The sequence below is a fragment of the Streptomyces hokutonensis genome (genome assembly GCF_000376565.1).
Classification (GTDB): Bacteria; Actinomycetota; Actinomycetes; order Streptomycetales; family Streptomycetaceae; genus Streptomyces; species Streptomyces hokutonensis.
Window position 1 is genome coordinate 247,472 of the sequence record NZ_BARG01000047.1, and the last position, 17,397, is coordinate 264,868.

Annotated in this window: 16 protein-coding genes and 1 pseudogene; 12 read left to right on the plus strand and 5 right to left on the minus strand. The window is 71.5% G+C overall.

Annotated features, from left to right (window positions below; genetic code table 11):
- Positions 1-45: 45 nt before the first annotated feature.
- Complete coding sequence (locus tag SSP08S_RS29890) at positions 46-447, minus strand: hypothetical protein (RefSeq protein WP_019071329.1); 402 nt, start codon at positions 445-447, stop codon at positions 46-48.
- A gap of 200 nt (positions 448-647) precedes the next feature.
- On the opposite strand from SSP08S_RS29890, the gene SSP08S_RS29895 reads away from it, so the two are divergent.
- From SSP08S_RS29895 to SSP08S_RS29925, 7 genes and pseudogenes are all read left to right on the plus strand, one after another.
- Positions 648-1,481: a M55 family metallopeptidase gene (locus SSP08S_RS29895; RefSeq protein WP_019071330.1), complete on the plus strand. Its 834-nt coding sequence runs from the start codon at positions 648-650 to the stop codon at positions 1,479-1,481.
- Positions 1,474-2,783: pseudogene (locus SSP08S_RS56170) on the plus strand (M20/M25/M40 family metallo-hydrolase). The gene SSP08S_RS29895 and the pseudogene SSP08S_RS56170 overlap by 8 nt, the downstream one beginning before the upstream one ends.
- A 15-nt stretch (positions 2,784-2,798) precedes the next feature.
- A complete protein-coding gene (locus tag SSP08S_RS29905; protein ID WP_019071331.1) occupies positions 2,799-4,751 on the plus strand; it encodes a prolyl oligopeptidase family serine peptidase in 1,953 nt (650 codons plus the stop codon).
- A complete protein-coding gene (locus SSP08S_RS29910) occupies positions 4,748-5,680 on the plus strand; it encodes a S66 peptidase family protein (RefSeq protein WP_019071332.1) in 933 nt (310 codons plus the stop codon). Before SSP08S_RS29905 ends, SSP08S_RS29910 begins: the two co-directional genes overlap by 4 nt.
- A 79-nt stretch (positions 5,681-5,759) precedes the next feature.
- On the plus strand, positions 5,760-7,517 hold the full coding sequence (locus tag SSP08S_RS29915; RefSeq protein ID WP_019071333.1) for a CocE/NonD family hydrolase: 1,758 nt from the start codon (positions 5,760-5,762) through the stop codon (positions 7,515-7,517).
- 43 nt (positions 7,518-7,560) lie between these two features.
- Complete coding sequence (locus SSP08S_RS29920) at positions 7,561-7,809, plus strand: LapA family protein (RefSeq protein WP_019071334.1); 249 nt, start codon at positions 7,561-7,563, stop codon at positions 7,807-7,809.
- 13 nt (positions 7,810-7,822) lie between these two features.
- On the plus strand, positions 7,823-8,374 hold the full coding sequence (locus SSP08S_RS29925; protein ID WP_026178946.1) for a GNAT family N-acetyltransferase: 552 nt from the start codon (positions 7,823-7,825) through the stop codon (positions 8,372-8,374).
- Here SSP08S_RS29925 and SSP08S_RS29930 read toward each other — a convergent pair.
- A complete protein-coding gene (locus SSP08S_RS29930) occupies positions 8,346-8,693 on the minus strand; it encodes a DUF6204 family protein (protein ID WP_019071336.1) in 348 nt (115 codons plus the stop codon). The two genes, SSP08S_RS29925 and SSP08S_RS29930, sit on opposite strands and share 29 nt — an antisense overlap.
- A 146-nt stretch (positions 8,694-8,839) precedes the next feature.
- Here SSP08S_RS29930 and SSP08S_RS29935 point away from each other — a divergent pair, with 146 nt between their 5' ends.
- Positions 8,840-10,801, plus strand: a complete 1,962-nt coding sequence (locus SSP08S_RS29935) for a DUF5107 domain-containing protein (RefSeq protein ID WP_026178947.1) — start codon at positions 8,840-8,842, stop codon at positions 10,799-10,801.
- Between the two features lie 42 nt (positions 10,802-10,843).
- Here SSP08S_RS29935 and SSP08S_RS29940 read toward each other — a convergent pair whose 3' ends face one another.
- The 3 genes from SSP08S_RS29940 to SSP08S_RS29950 form a co-directional block, all read right to left on the minus strand.
- Positions 10,844-11,191 carry a VOC family protein gene (locus SSP08S_RS29940; protein WP_019071338.1) on the minus strand — a complete coding sequence of 116 codons (348 nt, stop codon included), beginning with the start codon at positions 11,189-11,191 and terminating at the stop codon, positions 10,844-10,846.
- 69 nt (positions 11,192-11,260) lie between these two features.
- On the minus strand, positions 11,261-12,082 hold the full coding sequence (locus SSP08S_RS29945) for a class I SAM-dependent methyltransferase (protein ID WP_019071339.1): 822 nt from the start codon (positions 12,080-12,082) through the stop codon (positions 11,261-11,263).
- 78 nt (positions 12,083-12,160) lie between these two features.
- Positions 12,161-13,678 carry a bifunctional phosphatase PAP2/diacylglycerol kinase family protein gene (locus SSP08S_RS29950; protein WP_019071340.1) on the minus strand — a complete coding sequence of 506 codons (1,518 nt, stop codon included), beginning with the start codon at positions 13,676-13,678 and terminating at the stop codon, positions 12,161-12,163.
- A gap of 118 nt (positions 13,679-13,796) precedes the next feature.
- Between SSP08S_RS29950 and SSP08S_RS29955 the strand changes: the two genes are divergently transcribed.
- The 4 genes from SSP08S_RS29955 (at position 13,797) to SSP08S_RS29970 (ending at position 17,366) form a co-directional block, all read left to right on the plus strand.
- A complete protein-coding gene (locus SSP08S_RS29955) occupies positions 13,797-14,468 on the plus strand; it encodes a histidine phosphatase family protein (protein WP_019071341.1) in 672 nt (223 codons plus the stop codon).
- 65 nt (positions 14,469-14,533) lie between these two features.
- On the plus strand, positions 14,534-16,153 hold the full coding sequence (locus tag SSP08S_RS29960) for an ABC-F family ATP-binding cassette domain-containing protein (RefSeq protein ID WP_019071342.1): 1,620 nt from the start codon (positions 14,534-14,536) through the stop codon (positions 16,151-16,153).
- Between the two features lie 31 nt (positions 16,154-16,184).
- Complete coding sequence (locus SSP08S_RS29965; protein ID WP_234469184.1) at positions 16,185-16,457, plus strand: DUF6158 family protein; 273 nt, start codon at positions 16,185-16,187, stop codon at positions 16,455-16,457.
- A gap of 114 nt (positions 16,458-16,571) precedes the next feature.
- Positions 16,572-17,366, plus strand: coding sequence for an RNA polymerase sigma factor SigF (locus tag SSP08S_RS29970; protein ID WP_019071344.1), 795 nt, complete (start codon positions 16,572-16,574; stop codon positions 17,364-17,366).
- The last annotated feature ends 31 nt before the right edge of the window (positions 17,367-17,397 follow it).

Below are 17,397 nucleotides of genomic sequence, written 5' to 3' on the forward strand. Positions count from 1 at the left end.
GCCCGGGGTTGCTCTCCGGGCCGGCCCACAGCGATGCCCTCGTGCCTACGGCTCGATCAGGAACAGTTCGCTGGTCTTGAAGTCGGCGTCGAAGTTCCGCACACCGACGAGGAGGTAGGCGTACACCTGGCAGAGGTGCCCACCGCGTCCCGCCAGCGCGGCCGACTCCACGTGGTACACGAATGCCTGGTCCTCCTGCGGCCAGGTGGGATCCGCGAAGGAGCCTTTCGTGGGTCCCGCCACCTTGAAGGGAATGTTGTCGTTCGCGGTGATGTCACGGACGAGGATCTCCACCTGGTACTTGCTGCCGAGCCCCAGGAGCGTCGATCCGCACTCCCCCTCCAGAACGATCTCGATCTCCCCGGAGGTTTCGAACGTCACGTCGGCGATGGGGCTCTTGGGCCGTCGGGTGAACACCCGCACCAGCTCGACATCGTTTGGTCCCATGGTCATCTCCCTTGCGTTCCCCGAAGACGGCGAGCGGCTCGCGGATGGAGCGGCTTCGACCGTCACCTGCACGCGGACTCTAGGAACGGCCCGGGGTGCCGCGCCCCAGAGGCGAGGTCGGTGATAACCCTGGCGCGGGGACACCAGGGGGTGCGGCGCTTCCTGGTGGGCCGCATCGCCGGCGCGTAACGTGACGCAGCATGAAGATCCTCATCAGCGCCGACATGGAGGGTGCCACCGGCGTCACCTGGCCCGCCGACGTGTTGCCGGGGACACCGCAGTGGGAGCGGTGCCGTTCGCTGTTCACCTCGGACGTGAACGCCGCCGTCCTCGGCTTCTACGACGGCGGCGCCGACGAGGTGCTCGTCAACGAGGCGCACTGGACGATGCGCAACCTGCTCCTCGAGCGGCTCGACGAGCGGACGCAGATGCTCACCGGACGGCACAAGTCGCTGTCCATGGTGGAGGGCGTGCAGCACGGCGACGTCGACGGCATCGCGTTCGTCGGCTACCACGCGGGCGCCGGCATGGAGGGCGTCCTCGCCCACACCTACCTCGCGAACTCGATCACCGGGGTGTGGCTGAACGACGTCCGCGCGAGCGAGGGACTGCTCAACGCGCATGTCGTCGCCGAGTACGGGGTACCGGTGATCCTGGTCACGGGTGACGACGTGGCCTGCGAGGACGCCCTCGGGTACGCGCCCGGGGCACTGAAGGTCGCCGTCAAGGACCATGTGTCGCGGTACGCGGCCGTGTGCCGGACACCGGCGAGGACGGCCGCCGACATCCGCGCGGCGGCGAAGGAGGCGGCGAAGCTGGCGGTCCGTCAGGAACCGGTGCGGGGAGGGCCGTTCACGGTCGCCCTCGAGTTTGACGCCGAGCATCTCGCGATGGCCGCCACCGTCGTGCCCGGTGTCGACAGGGTCGGGGAGCGGAAGGTGGCCTACACCGGCGACACCATGTACGAGGGGATCCGAACCTTCAAGGCGGTCACCACGATCGTCTCGGCCGCGGTGGAGGAGCAGTATGGCTGACATCGACGCGCGGGCCCTGGACGAGGTCGTCACCTTCACCTCGGACCTCATCCGCATCGACACGACCAACCGGGGCGGCGGCGACTGCCGGGAGCGCCCCGCCGCCGAGTACGCCGCCGAACGGCTGGCCGGCGCGGGCCTCGAACCCACCCTCCTGGAACGTTCCAGGGGCCGCACCAACGTCGTCGCCCGCATCGAGGGCACCGACCCCTCGCGGACGCGCTCCTCGTCCACGGTCACCTGGACGTCGTACCGGCACAGGCCGAGGACTGGACCGTGCACCCCTTCTCCGGCGAGATCCGCGACGGCGTCGTCTGGGGGCGCGGTGCCGTCGACATGAAGAACATGGACGCGATGATCCTCGCCGTCGTCCGCGCCTGGGCCAGAGCGGGCGTACGGCCGCGTCGCGATCTCGTCATCGCGTTCACCGCCGACGAGGAGGCCAGCGCCGAGGACGGCTCCGGTTTTCTCGCCGACCGGCACCCCGGGCTCTTCGAGGGCTGCACCGAAGGCATCAGCGAATCAGGGGCGTTCACCTTCCACGACGGCGTCGGCAAGGAGATCTACCCCATCGCCGCCGGCGAACGCGGCACCGCCTGGCTCAAGTTGACCGCCCACGGCCGGGCCGGCCACGGCTCCAAGGTCAACCACGAGAACGCGGTCACCCGTCTCGCCGCCGCGATCACCCGCATCGGCGAGTACGACTGGCCGCTACGGCTCACCCCGACCGTCCGCGCGGCCCTCACCGAACTCGCCGCCCTGTACGGCCTCGAACCCGACCTCGACGACATCGACCTGCTCCTCGCCAAGCTCGGCCCGGCGGCGAGACTCGTCGAGCCCGTCGTCCGCAACAGCGCCAACCCGACCATGCTGAACGCCGGTTACAAGGTCAACGTGATCCCGGGCGAGGCCGTGGCCTATGTCGACGGCCGGTATCTGCCGGGCGGCGAGGACGAGTTCCGCACCACCCTGGACCGCCTCACCGGACCCGACGTCGACTGGGAGTTCCACCACCGCGAGGTCGCCCTCCAGGCCCCCGTCGACTCCCTGACCTACGCCCGGATGCGGGCCGCCGTCGAGGAGTTCGCGCCCGAGGGACACGTGGTGCCGTACTGCATGTCCGGCGGCACCGACGCCAAGCAGTTCTCACGCCTCGGCATCACCGGCTACGGCTTCGCACCGCTGAAGCTCCCCGAGGGCTTCGACTACCAGGCGCTGTTCCACGGAGTCGACGAACGGGTCCCCGTCGAGGCACTCCACTTCGGCGTCCGCGTTCTGGACCGTTTCCTGAGGTCGGCCTAGCAAGTGGGGGAAAACATGCGGACGTCGGCATACGGCTCGTGGCCCTCGCCCATCGACGCGGCGCTCGCCGCCGCCCACGACGGACATCCCGAGTTCGTCGGATTCGTCGGCGACGAGACCTGGTGGACCGAACCACGGCCCACCGAGGGCGGCCGCCGCACCCTGGTACGCCTGCGCGCGGACGGCTCCCAGGAGTCGGTGCTGCCCGCGCCCTGGAACGTCCGCAGCAGGGTCATCGAGTACGGCGGACGACCCTGGGCTGGAACGGTCCACAACGGCCAACCCCTCGTGGTGTTCGTCAACTTCACCGACCAACGCCTCTACCGCTACAAGCCGGGGAGCGAACCGGAGCCTCTGACGCCGGTCTCTCCCGTGGGCGGCGGACTCCGCTGGGCGGAACCGCGGGTACGCCCGGACCTGGGTGAAGTGTGGTGCGTTCTCGAGGAGTTCACCGGCGAGGGGCCCGGCGATGTGCGGCGCGTCCTGGCCGCCGTACCGTTGGACCGGTCCGCCGCCGAGGACCGGCGTGCGGTACGCGAACTCACCGACGACCGGCACCGGTTCGTGTCCGGGCCGCGTGTCTCGCCCGACGGGCGGAAGGCGGCCTGGCTCGCCTGGGACCATCCCCGGATGCCGTGGGACGGCACGGAGCTGTTGCTCGCCGAGGTGGCGGACGACGGCACGTTCGGCGAGCCGCGGGTCGTGGCCGGCGGGACCGAGGAGTCGGTCGCGCAGGTCGACTGGGGGTTCGACGGCTCGCTGCTGTACGCGAGCGACCGCACCGGCTGGTGGAACCTCTACCGCGACCACGAGCCGGTGTGCCCGCGCGAGGAGGAGTTCGGCGGGCCGCTGTGGAAGCTCGGCTATCGCTGGTTCGCACCGCTGGAGAGCGGCCTGATCGCCGTCGTGCACGGCCGGGGCGCCGCCCTGCTCGGCGTGCTGGACCCGGAAACTGGCGAGGTCGTCGACGCGGCAGGACCCTGGACCGAGTTCACGTCCACGCTCGCGGTGCACGGCGACCGGATCGTCGGCGTCGGCGCCAGCCCGCGCAGCGCCCACGAAGTCGTCGAACTCGACACCCGCACCGGCAGAGCACGGGTCATCGGCGCCGCCCACGACGACCCCGTGGACCCCGCCCACTACCCCGAACCCCAGATCCGCACCTTCACCGGCCCCGCCGGACGCGAGATCCACGCCCACATCTACCCGCCGCACAACCCGAGTTGGACCGCGCCGGGCAACGAACTGCCGCCGTACGTCATCTGGGCGCACGGCGGACCCACCAGCAGGTCGGCGCTCGTCCTCGACCTGGAGATCGCCTACTTCACCTCCCGGGGCATCGGCGTCGCCGAGGTCAACTACGGCGGCTCCACCGGCCACGGCCGCGAGTACCGCAACCGGCTGCGCGAACAGTGGGGCGTCGTCGACGTCGAGGACTGCGCCGCCGTCGCCCTCGCCCTCGCCGACGAGGGCACCGCCGACCGCGCCCGGCTCGCCGTCCGGGGCGGCAGCGCGGGCGGCTGGACCAGCGCAGCGTCCCTGGTGACCACCGACGTCTACGCCTGCGGCACCATCATCTATCCCGTCCTCGACCTCGCCAACTGGGCCTCGGGAGAGACCCACGACTTCGAGTCCCGCTACCTGGAGACCCTCGTCGGACCCCTCGCCGAAGTCCCCGCCCGGTACACCGAACGCTCACCTGTCGAGCACGCCGAACGCATCACCGCGCCCTTCCTGCTCATGCAGGGCCTGGCCGACGTGATCTGCCCGCCCGTCCAGTGCGAACGCCTCCTGGAACGGATGCGCGGACGCCAAGTGCCGCACGCCTACCTCGCGTTCGAGGGCGAGGGGCACGGATTCCGCCGCGCCGACACCATGATCCGCGCCCTGGAGTCCGAACTCTCCCTGTACGCACAGGTCTTCGGCATCGACCCGCCCGGCATCCCCACCCTGGAGCTCAGCAAGTGACCGCACTCGTCAGGCCGTTCCGACTTGCCCCCGGCGCCCGCGTGGCCGTCGTCGCGCCCAGCGGGCCGGTGTCCGAGGAACGGCTGGAGGCGGGCCTGGACATCCTGCGCGGCTGGGACCTCGACCCGGTCGTGGCACCCCATGTCCGCGACCGGCACGGCGAGTTGGGCTATCTGGCCGGTACGGACGCGGACCGCGCCGCCGATCTGCAGAACGCCTGGTGCGATCCGTCCGTGGCCGCCGTCCTGTGCGCCCGCGGCGGCTACGGCGTCCAACGCATCGTCGACCTCCTCGACTGGGACGCGATGCGCGCGGCCGGACCGAAGGTGTTCGTCGGCTTCAGCGACCCCACCGTCCTGCACCAGGCCTTCGCCACCCGGCTGGGCCTGGTCACCCTGTACGGGCCCGCCGCGGCCGGCGCCGACTTCGTCAAGAACACCCGCACGCAGGAGCACTTGAGGGCGACCCTGTTCGACCCGGAGTCCGTGCGGACCGTCCGGGCCGACCCAGGCGGCGGCGGTGTGCTGGTGCCCGGGCGGGCCCGGGGCATCACCCTCGGCGGCTGTCTGGCCCTGCTCGCCGCCGACCTCGGCACCCCGCACGCACCGGCCGGCGCCCGCGGCGGACTGCTGTTCATCGAGGACGTCGGCGAACAGGCGTACCGCGTCGACCGGATGCTCACCCAACTCCTGCGCGGCGGCTGGCTGGACGGTGTCACGGGCATCGCGCTCGGCTCCTGGTCCGACTGCGGACCCTACGAGAAACTGCGCCCGGTGTTCGTCGACCGGCTGGGCGGGCTCGGTGTGCCCGTCGTCGAGGAGTTCGGGTTCGGGCACTGCGAAGGGGCGCTCACGATACCGCTCGGGGTGGCGGCCGAACTGGACGCGGACGCAGGCACGTTGACGCTGGACGAGCCCGCGCTGCGGTAGCCACCCGCCCGACTGTCCTACTGCTGCCGGTCAACTCCCTTTGTTCTCCGTCGGGTTGTCCTCACCGTGGAGGTCCCCTTTGTCCCGTCGTGTTCCCGGAATCCGTGCCGCACTGGCTCTCGCGCTCACCCTCGCAGCCCCGTTCGCCCTCGCCGGCCGTGCCTCTGCGACGGACCAATACACCGTCACCGAACTGAAGTTCACCGTCCGCGCGGGCGGCCGGGACTGCGCGGTCGACGCCGACCTGTACCGACCCGCGGGCGTGGACCGCGCCCACCCCGCCCCGGCCGTACTGGCGACCAACGGCTTCGGCGGCAGCAAGTCCGACGGGTCCACGGACGCCATCGGCAGGACCTTCGCGCGGCGCGGCTACGTCGGACTCGTCTACTCGGGGCTGGGCTTCGGGAAGTCGGGCTGTCTCATCTCGCTCGACGACCCGGACATCGACGGAAAGGCCGCATCGGGACTGGTCGACTTCCTCGCGGGCACGCGCGCCGCGGACGACGGGACCAGGGCGGACTTCGTGACACTCGACGCGAAGGGGGACCCCCGGGTCGGGATGATCGGCGGATCGTACGGCGGCGCGATCCAGTTGGCGACGGCCGCCGTGGACCACCGGGTGGACGCGCTCGTCCCCATGGTCACCTGGCACGACCTGGCGTACTCCCTCGACCCCGACAACGGAGGGAGCGTGCCCGGAGTCTTCAAGTGGCAGTGGACCAACGGCTTCTATCTCATGGGCGAGACCCAGCCCCTGACCGTACCGGGACTCGACCCGACCCGGATCAACTCCCTCTCCTGCGTGCACTTCGTCAGCGAGGCCTGCGCCCTGATCCGCACACTGAACTCCGGAAGCTATCCGGCGAAGCCGACGGCGGACGTGCTCGGGTACGCGCACAGCGTCTCGCCGGTGTCGTATCTCAACCGGGTCGAGGCGCCGACGCTCCTCGTCCAGGGGCAGGCCGACAGCCTGTTCAACCTCAACGAGGCGACGGCGACGTACAGGACGCTGAAGGCGCAGGGGACCACGGTGAGGATGATCTGGCAGTCGTGGGGGCACAGCGGCGGGGCGGCCGCCGGTGAACTCGACCTGAGCCAGGGTGACTTGGAGTCGAGCTATGTCGGGCGGCGGATCGCGGCCTGGTTCGACCGCTATCTGCGCGGGCGGACGAACGTGGACACCGGACCGGCCTTCGCCTACTACCGCGACTGGATCACGGACCCGGCCCGCACCTATGCCACCGCCGACCAACTCCCCGCGACGGACGAGAAGTTGTATCTCTCCGGCGACGGCAAGCTGGTGGACGAGCGGGCGAAGGTGGCGCGCGGCAGCCGCGAGTACACCAACAGGCCTGTGCCCACGAGCCATTCGGAGAACTCGCTGAGCGGCATGACCGGCCTGGCGGACCCGGCACCGTACGACACCCGTGGTACCTATCTCGGTTGGACCGGTCCACCGCTGAACCGCACGACGGACGTCGTGGGCGCCCCGAGGGCGACCCTCAAGGTCGTCTCGCCGGCCGCGCGGCGCGTGCAGAACTCCGGCGACGCCGCCGACAGGCTCGTCCTCTTCGCCAAGCTCTACGATCTCGCCCCCGACGGCACCGGGACCCTGGTCCACCGGCTGGTCGCCCCGGTCCGGATCCCGGACGTCACGAAGAGCTTCACGGTCACCCTGCCGGGGATCGTGCACCGGTTCGCGAAGGGGCACCGGCTGCGGTTCGTGATCGCGGCGAGCGACGACGCGTACACCGGGAACCGGGGGGTCAAACCGGTCACGGTGGTCAGCTCGCCGCAGGACACCGGGGTGCTGGAGCTCCCGGTCGTCGCGGGCTGAGTCTCACCGTGCGTGATGGCCGATTCGGGCTCACCCTGGAGACATGAGCCCGAAGACCACCGAGAGCGGTGGGCGGACCGGCCAGCGGGAACGCCTGCTGACGCCCGCCCGGACCACTGTTCTGCTGCTCGCCGTCCTGGCCCTCGTCTTCATCTTCGAGAACACCCGCGACACCAGGATCCGCCTGCTGATCCCCGAGGTCACCATGCCGCTGTGGATGGCACTGCTGGCCACGGCGATCATCGGCGCCCTCTGCGGTGCCTATTTCATGCGACGGCGCCGCCGACCCTGACTAGGGTGACGGGATGCCGCATTCCACATCCCGTTATCTAGCCCAGGGCCCCCGCGTGGGGATACGTCACTTCACCTACGAGGACGGTGCCGAGTTCACCGCGCGTGCCCGGGAGAGCAAGGATCTGCACCAGCCGTGGCTGTTCCCGCCGGCGACCGGGGACGCGTACACCGCCTATGCGGGACGGCTGATCCAGGATCCGACCAAGGCCGGGTTCCTCGTGTGCGAGCTCGACGGCGGGGGCATCGCCGGGTTCATCAACATCAACAACATCGTGCAGGGCGGCTTCCAGTGCGGTGCGCTGGGATACGGCGCCTTCGCGCACGCGGCCGGGCGCGGGCTGATGCGCGAGGGGATGAACCTCGTGGTGGACCACGCCTTCGGGCCGATGCGGCTGCACCGGCTCGAAATCAACGCGCAGCCCGGCAACGCCGGGTCGATCGGTCTCGCCCGCAGCTGCGGATTCCGGCTCGAGGGCCTCTCACCGAACATGATCTACATCGACGGCGCCTGGCGCGACCACGAGCGCTGGGCGATCACCGCCGAGATGCGGACTTCCGGTTGACCTTCATGGTGTCCAGGTCCGTGACCGTCGACTTCAGGTCGCGGAAGCCGTAGCCGAGGCCCTTCAGCGCGGTCTCGGCGCGGTCCTCCGCGAGCGCCGCCGCCATCTCCTCGCCGTCCGCCGCGTCCGACACCACCACATACCGCCACGAGAAGTGCTTGAGCGGCGACGGTTCGTAACTGAGCGAACCCTCCTCGGTGAACCGCATGCTCAGCATCCCGTGCTCCGACGCCTCGCCCAGCAGCCGCTGCCGCGCCTCGTCCGTCAGCCCGTCCCAGGTGCCCCGGACGATCACCCGGTACGTGTGCTGCTCGCCCATCCGCCGTTCCACTCCTCGGTCCGCGCCGTCGATCGCCCGACTCTACGTCGACGGGGACGAACCGCACGCGGAATTTCCCGGCGCCCCCGCCTTTGCGGAATCCTGACCGGCGGCGCCCCTGGCCACCGCACCCGTTGCCGGGTTCCATGGTGATCGTGACGACGATCCGACGTGAGGTACTGACCCTGCCCACCGCGGAGTTGGGTCCGGACAACCCGCTGCCCCCACTGCGTCCGCTCGACGAGGCACACCGCATGGACGACCGCGACCGCGAGGACCTGCCCCGGGACATGGCCCGCCAGATCGGCTACGAGCCCCTCCGCAGCCTCCTGCCCACCCGCGTCCGCGACGGCTACGACAGAGACCGCGCACCCCGGGCGATCGATGCCCTCGTGATCGAGAACGACCGGCTGCGCGCCACGGTGCTCCCCGCCCTCGGCGGCCGTATCGCCTCCCTCGTCCACAAACCCACCGACCGTGAACTCCTGTACCGCAACCCGGTGTTGCAGCCCGCCAACTTCGCCCTCAACGGCGCCTGGTTCTCCGGCGGCATCGAGTGGAACATCGGCGCAACCGGCCACACCACCCTGTCCTGCTCACCCGTGCACGCCGCCCGCGTCCCCGCCCCCGACGGCGGCGAGATGCTCCGCCTGTGGGAGTGGGAACGCCTGCGCGACCTCCCCTTCCAGGTCGATCTCTGGCTCCCGGACGGCTCCGACTTCCTCCACGTCGGCGTCCGCATCCGCAACCCGCACGAGAAACCGGCGCCCACCTACTGGTGGTCCAACATCGCCGTGCCGGAGGAACGCCGGGTCCTCGCACCGGCGTCGGAGGCCTGGCACTTCGGATACGAGCGACGGCTGCGCCGGGTGCCCGTGCCGTCGTACGACGGAGTGGACCGGTCCCATCCCCTCAACAGCCCTTACGCCGCCGACTACTTCTACGAGATCCCGGACGCGCGGCGCCGCTGGATCGCCGCGCTCGACGCGGACGGGCACGGGCTGGTGCAGACGTCCACCGACGCACTCCGGGGCCGCAAACTCTTCGTGTGGGGCACCGGCAGCGGTGGGCGCCGCTGGCAGGACTGGCTCACCGAACCGGGGACCGGCGGCTACTGCGAGATCCAAGCGGGCCTGGCCCGCACCCAGTTGGAGCACATACGGCTCGACCCGGAGAGCGAGGTGTCCTGGCTGGAGGCCTACGGCCCGCTCGACGCCGAGGCCGAAGGGGAGTGGCCCGCGGCGGTGGACCGTGCCGAGGCGCGGCTCGAAACCGCCCTGCCCCGTGCCGACCTGGACGCCGCCTACACCGCCTGGAAGCCCTATGCCGACACCGAACCCGGCGAGATCCTCGCCACCGGCTCCGGCTGGGGCGCCCTCGAAGTCCTGCGCACCGACTGGAAGTTGCCCGGCACCCCCTTCGACGAGTCCACGCTCGGCGAGGCCCAGGCACCCTGGGCGGCGCTGCTGCGCAGCGGTGCGCTGCCCGAGCCGCGCCGGGTGCGGCCGCCCGGTGAGACCCTCGTCGCCCCGCACTGGCGGGACATGCTGGAGACGGCGCCCGCCACCCCGCTCACCGAGTACCACCTCGGCGTCTCCCAATGGCACGCCGGCGACCGGGCGCAGGCGGTGCGCAGCTGGGAGCGGGCCCTCGAACTCGCCCCCTCCCTCTGGCCGTTGCTGCGGTGTCTCGCCGTCGCGGACCAGGAGTCGGGCAACCACGAACGGGCCGCCGACCGCTACACCGAAGCCTTCGCCGACCTGTGCCACGAGCGGCGCGACGCCGGCGAGAGCTGGACCGCCGCCACGGCCGCGCTCGGCCGCGAGGCCGTCGAGGCGCTGCTGCGGGTGCGGCGGGTGGCGGACGCCCGCGCGGTGTGGGAGATGCTGCACCCCGCGACCCGGGAACGCGGCCGATTCCTGCTGCTCCAGGCCGAGTTGCTGCTCGCGGAGGGGCGGCGCGACGACGCGTGGGCGGTCTTCGCCGACGGCTTCGAGGTCGCCGACCTGCGCGAGGGCGCCGAGTCGATCGGCCGGCTCTGGGCCCGCCTCACCGACGAACCACTGCCCGCGCGCTACGACTTCCGGATGCGGCCGGAAACGCGCTGAGGCGCGGTGGGACGAGGTGAGACGTGGACCGGCGGCCGGCCGTCAGCCGCGCCGGTCCACGTACTCGTAGACCGTCCCGTCCGGATGCACCGCGATCAGATTGCGGCCCACCGGTGTCGCCAGCGGGCCCGCGACGACCCGGGCACCGAGTTCGGTGAGGAGCGTGTGCGCCTCGTCGACGTCCTTGACGGCGATGGTCGCCGAGACCTTGCGCAACACCTCCAGCTCCGCCTCGGGCCCGCTCATCAGCAGGAAGAACCCGACCGCGGCCACCGACACCCCGCCGCGCTCGAAACGGAGCGCCGAGGCGCCCGTGAGGCGTTCGTAGAAGGGGACGGCGGTCTCCAGGTCGTCGACGCAGATACGCAGCGTGGCTCCCAGAATGTCCATGCGGAAGAGCCTAGTTGGGACGGCCGGGCCGAGGTGATCCTTTCGGACGATCCCGGCCCGGCCGCCCTGTCAGACGGGCTTGCGGCAGAGGATCTCGCCGTGCAGCACGGCGAACCAGGCGTCGTCCTGCTTCCCCCACTCCCGCCAGGCGTCCGCGATGGCATGCAGTTGCCCTGTGGTCGCGTGGCCGCCCTCGGTCGCGATCCGCGCGTACGACGACTGGACGGTGCGGTCCGCCCACAGGCCGCTCCACCAGGCCCGCTCGTCCGGAGTCTGGAACGTCCAGGTGCTCGACGTGGACGTGGCATCCGTCAGCCCCGCCCGCAGCGCCCACGACTTCAGCCGCCGTCCCGCGTCCGGCTCGCCCCCGTTGGCGCGGGCCACCCGCCGGTACAGCTCCAGCCAGTCGTCCAGCCCCGGCACTTCCGGGTACCACGTCATCACCGCGTAGTCGCCGTCGCGGGCGGCGATGAACCCGCCCGGCTTGGTCACCCGCACCATCTCCCGCAGCGCCTGCACCGGATCGCCCACGTGCTGGAGCACCTGATGGGCGTGGACCACGCAGAACGTGTCGTCCGGGTAGTCCAGCGCGTGGACGTCGGCGACCGCGAAGTCGACGTTGGTCAGGCCGCGTTCGGCGGCGACCTCCCGGGCCTGGTCCAGGACGCCCGCGGAGCGGTCGACACCGGTGACATGGCCGTCGGGGACCAGTGCCGCCAGGTCGGCGGTGATGGTTCCCGGACCGCAGCCGATGTCCAGGATCTTCATGTGCGGCTTGAGCGAACCGAGCAGGTAGGCGGCGGAGTTGGCGGCGGTCCGCTGACGGTGCGAACGCAGCGCGGACTCGTGGTGCCCGTGCGTGTAGACGGCGGTCTCCTGCGGTTTCGGCATGGCTCTACCTACCCCTTCGCGTCTTCTTCGGCGTAGGCAGAACGGTACGCGCGCATGTCGCATGATGAGACCTGCGTTTTATGATGTGGACTGACGGGTGATCAGGGAGTCGGTGAGCGGCCGGTACACCGTCAGCCCCTCCGGCAGCTCCTCCAACGTCAACTCGCCCTCCACGTCCGTGACTTCACCGTCGTACGCGAGGAGCGTGCCGGGTGCGAGACCGGTCAGGCGCAGACGGTGGACCTGGACCGCCGCGTGGGCGGGGGAGCGGGAGAACGGGCCGGCGAGGGCTGCCGCGAGGAGGCGCAGCGCGGGCCTGCGGCCGCCGTGCGCGACACGGATGTCGAGGCGTCCGTCCGCGAGGTCGACCCGGCGGCCCGAGGCGATGCCCATCCGGTGGTAGGTGCCGTTGCCGGCGAACAGCAGCCACAACGGGCGCGTACGGCCGCCGAGTTCGGCCTCCAGCGGATGCCGGTCCGCGCGCAGCACCCGCAGCGCCGCGACCACGCCCGCGGGCCAGCTGCCGATGCGGGGTGCCCAGTGCTCCCGTTCGCGCACCAGCTCTGGATAGACGCCCAGACTCAGGGTGTTGAGGAAGATGCCCCGGGTGGCGCCGGAGGTGAAGCGGCCGACGTCCACGCGGACGGCGTCGCCCTGCCTGATCGCCCGGGCCAGGTCCCGGGGGCCCTCCACGCCGAGGTCGTAGGCGAAGTGGTTGAGGGTGCCGCCGGGGAGGACCGCGAGGGGCAGGCCGTGGCGCAGGGCGACCTCGGCCGCCGCGTTCACCGTGCCGTCGCCGCCGCACACCCCGAGGACCTCGGCGCGGGCCGCCGCCTTCTCCAACTCGGCCGGTATGTCGGCCGGTTGACAGGCGACGAGCTCCGCGCCGGGCAGTGCGTCGGTCAGCGCGTCCGCCCTGTCCGAGGTGCCCGACGCCGAATTGGCCACCATCACCAGGCCCGTGCCGTCCGCGAGCGCGGGCACCTCGGCGCGCGGCCTGGCCGGCGGCACGATCTGCCCGCGGGTCGGCACCATCCCGCGCACCGCGAACGCCGCGCACGCCCCCAGCGCGGCCCCGGCCAGCACATCGCTCGGGAAGTGGACACCGGTGTAGACACGGGACACGGCGACCGAGAACGCGATCGGCGCCACCACCGCACCCCAGGCCGGCGACTCCAGGGCCACCCCGGTCGCGAAGGCCGCCGCCGACGCCGCGTGACCGGACGGGAACGACGTGGTGATCGGCTGCCGCTTCAGCTGCCGTACCGGCGGGACCGGGTCCAGGACGGGCCGGGGGCGGCGCACGGTCCGCTTCCCGAACGTGTTGATGGCGAAGGAGGCGACGCTCAGCGAGGCCAGGCCCCGGGCGGCGGCCCGGCGGGCGCGCGGAGTACGGCTCGCGGCCACGGCGGCGGCCGTCGCGAACCACAGCACACCGTGATTGGCACTGCGGCTCAGGCGGGGCAGCACCGGCTCACCGGCGGGCCAGTTCCGCTCGGCCGCCGCCTCGAAGAGACGGGAGTCCAGGGAGAGCAGCCACGCGCGCAGGGCGTGGCGGCCGGGAAGGGGGACCGTGAGGTCGACGTCGGGGCTCATGGGGTGCCGGGTACCCTGAAATGGCCGTTTGCCGCCCGGCGGACCGTCGGCGAGCCGATGCCGCCGTCGGTGGACCGTTCCAACCGTCGGCGGACCGTTTCATCGGAGGAACCCCCGCATGCGCCTGCTCCTCATCCGCCACGGCCAGACCACGGCCAACGTGGACTTCCTCCTCGATACGGCGATCCCCGGCGCGGAGCTGACCGACCTCGGCCGCCGCCAGGCCGCCGCCCTCCCCGAGGCCCTGGCCGACGAGGACATCGAGGCCCTCTACGCCTCCACCCTCATCCGCACCCAGCACACCGCGGCCCCGCTGGCCGCCGCCCGCGGCCTCGACGTCCGCGTCCGGGACGGCATCCGCGAGCTGACCGCCGGTGACCTGGAGATGCTGCCCGGCGACCGGGAACCCGGCCACGAGTACATGCGGATCGTGTTCGCGTGGGCGGCCGGTGACACGGAGCTGCGGATGCCGGGTGGCGAGAACGGCGTGGAGGCCCTCGCCCGCTACGACGGCGTGATCGCCGAGGCCGCCGACAGCGGCGCCGGCACCGTCGCCATGGTCAGCCACGGCGCCGCGATCCGGATGTGGACCGCCGCCCGCGCCGACAACGTCGACGTGTCCTTCGCCGCCGCCCGCCCCCTCGACAACACCGGCATCGTCGTCCTTGACGGCTCACCGGCCGACGGCTGGAAGGTGCTGTCCTGGGCGGGCGCGGCGGTGGAGACGCCCGGACCGGACACGGAGGCGGGCCCGACCGGACAGCCGCTCGACGAGGACCAGAAGCCGTAGCGAGGCCCCGGCGGGCACAATAAGGGTTTGCCCGGCCGCGAGGCCGCCCCACAGAATGCGTGGTCATGGGACATCTGGAAGCCGCACACCTCGAGTACTACCTCCCCGACGGGAGGCCGCTCCTCGGCGATGTGTCCTTCCGGGTCGGCGAAGGCGCCGTGGTCGCCCTGGTCGGGCCCAACGGCGCCGGCAAGACGACCCTGCTGCGTCTGATCTCCGGCGAGCTGAAACCGCACGGCGGCACGGTCACCGTGAGTGGCGGCCTGGGCGTGATGCGCCAGTTCGTGGGCTCCGTACGGGACGAGAGCACCGTACGGGATCTGCTGGTGTCGGTGGCCCCGCCCCGCATCCGCGCGGTCGCCGCCGAGGTCGACAAGGCCGAGCACGCCATCATGACCGTCGACGACGAGGCGGCCCAACTCGCCTACGCGCAGGCCCTGTCCGACTGGGCCGAGGTGCACGGCTACGAGTTCGAGACCCTGTGGGACATGTGCACCATGGCCGCGCTCGGAGTGCCGTACGACAAGGCGCAGTTCCGGCAGGTGAGCACGCTCTCCGGCGGTGAGCAGAAGCGGCTCGTGCTGGAGGCGCTGCTGCGCGGGAGCGACGAGGTGCTGCTGCTCGACGAGCCCGACAACTACCTCGACGTGCCCGGCAAGCGGTGGCTGGAGGAGCGGCTCAAGGAGACCCGCAAGACGGTCCTGTTCGTCTCCCACGACCGTGAACTCCTCGCCCGCGCCGCCGAGAAGATCGTCTCCGTGGAACCCTCGCCGACCGGCGCCGACGCCTGGGTGCACGGCGGCGGCTTCGCCACCTACCACGAGGCCCGGCGCGAACGCTTCGCCCGCTTCGAGGAGTTGCGCCGCCGCTGGGACGAGAAGCACGCCCAGCTGAAGAAGCTCGTCCTGAACCTCCGTCAGGCCGCGTCCATCTCCCACGAGTTGGCCTCCCGCTACCAGGCCGCCCAGACCCGCCTGCGCAAGTTCGAGGAGGCGGGCCCGCCGCCCGAGCCGCCCCGCGAGCAGGACATCACCATGCGCATCAAGGGCGGCCGCACCGGCGTAAGGGCCGTCACCTGCAAGGGACTTGAACTGACGGGCCTGATGAAACCCTTCGACCTGGAGGTCTTCTACGGCGAACGCGTCGCCGTCCTCGGCTCCAACGGCTCGGGCAAGTCGCACTTCCTGCGCCTCCTCGCCGGCGACGACGTGAAGCACACGGGGGAGTGGAAGCTCGGCGCGCGCGTCGTGGCGGGCCACTTCGCGCAGACCCACGCGCACCCCGAACTCCAGGGCCGCACCCTCCTCGACATCCTGTGGAAGGAGCACGCGCAGGCCCAGGGCCCCGCCATGTCCCGGCTGCGCCGCTACGAGCTGACAGGCCAGGCCGAGCAGAGCTTCGACCGGCTATCCGGCGGCCAGCAGGCCCGCTTCCAGATCCTGCTCCTGGAACTCCAGGGAGTCACCGCCCTGCTCCTCGACGAGCCCACCGACAACCTCGACCTGGAGTCCGCGGAAGCCCTCCAGGAGGGCCTCGAGGCCTTCGACGGCACGGTCCTCTCCGTCACGCACGACCGCTGGTTCGCGCGCTCCTTCGACCGCTATCTGGTCTTCGGCAGCGACGGCAGGGTCCGCGAGAGCACCGAGCCGGTGTGGGACGAGCGGCGGGTGGAGCGCGCGCGGTAGGTCCGTGCAGTGCGGAGGCCGCGGGGCCCGAATGTTCGTAGAGTGGTCCCAGGACCGTGAGACTCGACGAGCGGGGCACACCATGACCGGAGTCGACCCTGCGCGCCTGGACGACTCCCAGCTCATGAAGGAGCTGGAGACCATCCACCGCACGCGCCACGACACCCTGCTGTACGGCTCGAACGACGCGCTGCGCGCCCACAACGACCGCATGGCCCGGCTGGAGGGCGAGTACCTGCGCCGCCATCCGCGCCGCCTCGTGGCCCCCGGCCGTACCCGGCAGGGGGCACGCGAGCGGGACTGACGCGTGTTTGTCCCCCGAGGTCGGGGGCAGGCGAACCATCAGCGCTGGAGCGCACTCGCGTTCCCACCGGTGACCGTCCAACCCGGAGCATGCTCAAGGGAGTTGTGACGCACCATGCCCACTCGCATCGACAGCAGGCGACGTTCCCACCCTGACACCCCCGACACCGCGGAGGCGTTCCGCACCCTGGTCACGCTGCCGCCCGGCCCGCAGCACGACACGGTCCGCGAACGCATCGTGGAGGCCTGGCTGCCCATGGCCGACCGGCTCGCCGGACGGTTCCGCAACCGGGGCGAGAGCACCGAGGACTTACGCCAGGTCGCCGCCCTCGGCCTGGTCAAGGCCGTGGACCGGTACGACCCCGGGCGCGGCAACGCCTTCGAGAGCTACGCCGTACCGACCATCACCGGCGAGATCAAACGGCACTTCCGCGACCACATGTGGACACTGCACGTGCCGCGCCGGGTGCAGGATCTGCGGAACCGGGTGCGGGTCGCCGGGCAGGAGCTGGCCCAGACGGTGCCGGGGCGGCGGCCGACCGTGGCGGAGCTCGCCGCGCACGCGTGCCTCTCCGAGGAGGAGGTGCGGGCCGGGCTGGAGGCGCTGGAGAGTTTCAGCGCGTTGTCGTTGGACGCGGAGGCCTCCGGCGGCTCGGACGGGTGGGCGTTGGGGGACGTACTCGGGGCTGCTGATCCGGCGTTGGACGTCGTGGTGGACCGGGAGGCGGTGAAGCCGCGGTTGGCCGCGCTGCCCGCGCGGGAGCGGGAGATTCTGTATCTGCGGTTCTTCGGGGACATGACGCAGAGTCGGATCGCGGAGGAGTTCGGGATTTCGCAGATGCATGTGTCCCGGTTGATCAGTCGGTGTTGTCGGCGGATTCGGGAGCAGGTTCTGGAGGACGCCGCGTAGGGGTTGTACGTCGGGTGCGGGCCGGTGGGGG

Excerpts from the sequence above, each read along its gene's own strand:
- SSP08S_RS29890 (WP_019071329.1), bottom strand. The coding sequence starts at position 447 with ATGGGACCAAACGATGTCGAGCTGGTGCGGGTGTTCACCCGACGGCCC.
- SSP08S_RS29895 (WP_019071330.1), top strand. The coding sequence starts at position 648 with ATGAAGATCCTCATCAGCGCCGACATGGAGGGTGCCACCGGCGTCACC.
- SSP08S_RS29905 (WP_019071331.1), top strand. The coding sequence starts at position 2,799 with ATGCGGACGTCGGCATACGGCTCGTGGCCCTCGCCCATCGACGCGGCG.
- SSP08S_RS29920 (WP_019071334.1), top strand. The coding sequence starts at position 7,561 with ATGAGCCCGAAGACCACCGAGAGCGGTGGGCGGACCGGCCAGCGGGAA.
- SSP08S_RS29925 (WP_026178946.1), top strand. The coding sequence starts at position 7,823 with ATGCCGCATTCCACATCCCGTTATCTAGCCCAGGGCCCCCGCGTGGGG.
- SSP08S_RS29930 (WP_019071336.1), bottom strand. The coding sequence starts at position 8,693 with ATGGGCGAGCAGCACACGTACCGGGTGATCGTCCGGGGCACCTGGGAC.
- SSP08S_RS29935 (WP_026178947.1), top strand. The coding sequence starts at position 8,840 with ATGGTGATCGTGACGACGATCCGACGTGAGGTACTGACCCTGCCCACC.
- SSP08S_RS29940 (WP_019071338.1), bottom strand. The coding sequence starts at position 11,191 with ATGGACATTCTGGGAGCCACGCTGCGTATCTGCGTCGACGACCTGGAG.
- SSP08S_RS29945 (WP_019071339.1), bottom strand. The coding sequence starts at position 12,082 with ATGCCGAAACCGCAGGAGACCGCCGTCTACACGCACGGGCACCACGAG.
- SSP08S_RS29950 (WP_019071340.1), bottom strand. The coding sequence starts at position 13,678 with ATGAGCCCCGACGTCGACCTCACGGTCCCCCTTCCCGGCCGCCACGCC.
- SSP08S_RS29955 (WP_019071341.1), top strand. The coding sequence starts at position 13,797 with ATGCGCCTGCTCCTCATCCGCCACGGCCAGACCACGGCCAACGTGGAC.
- SSP08S_RS29960 (WP_019071342.1), top strand. The coding sequence starts at position 14,534 with ATGGGACATCTGGAAGCCGCACACCTCGAGTACTACCTCCCCGACGGG.
- SSP08S_RS29965 (WP_234469184.1), top strand. The coding sequence starts at position 16,185 with ATGTTCGTAGAGTGGTCCCAGGACCGTGAGACTCGACGAGCGGGGCAC.
- SSP08S_RS29970 (WP_019071344.1), top strand. The coding sequence starts at position 16,572 with ATGCCCACTCGCATCGACAGCAGGCGACGTTCCCACCCTGACACCCCC.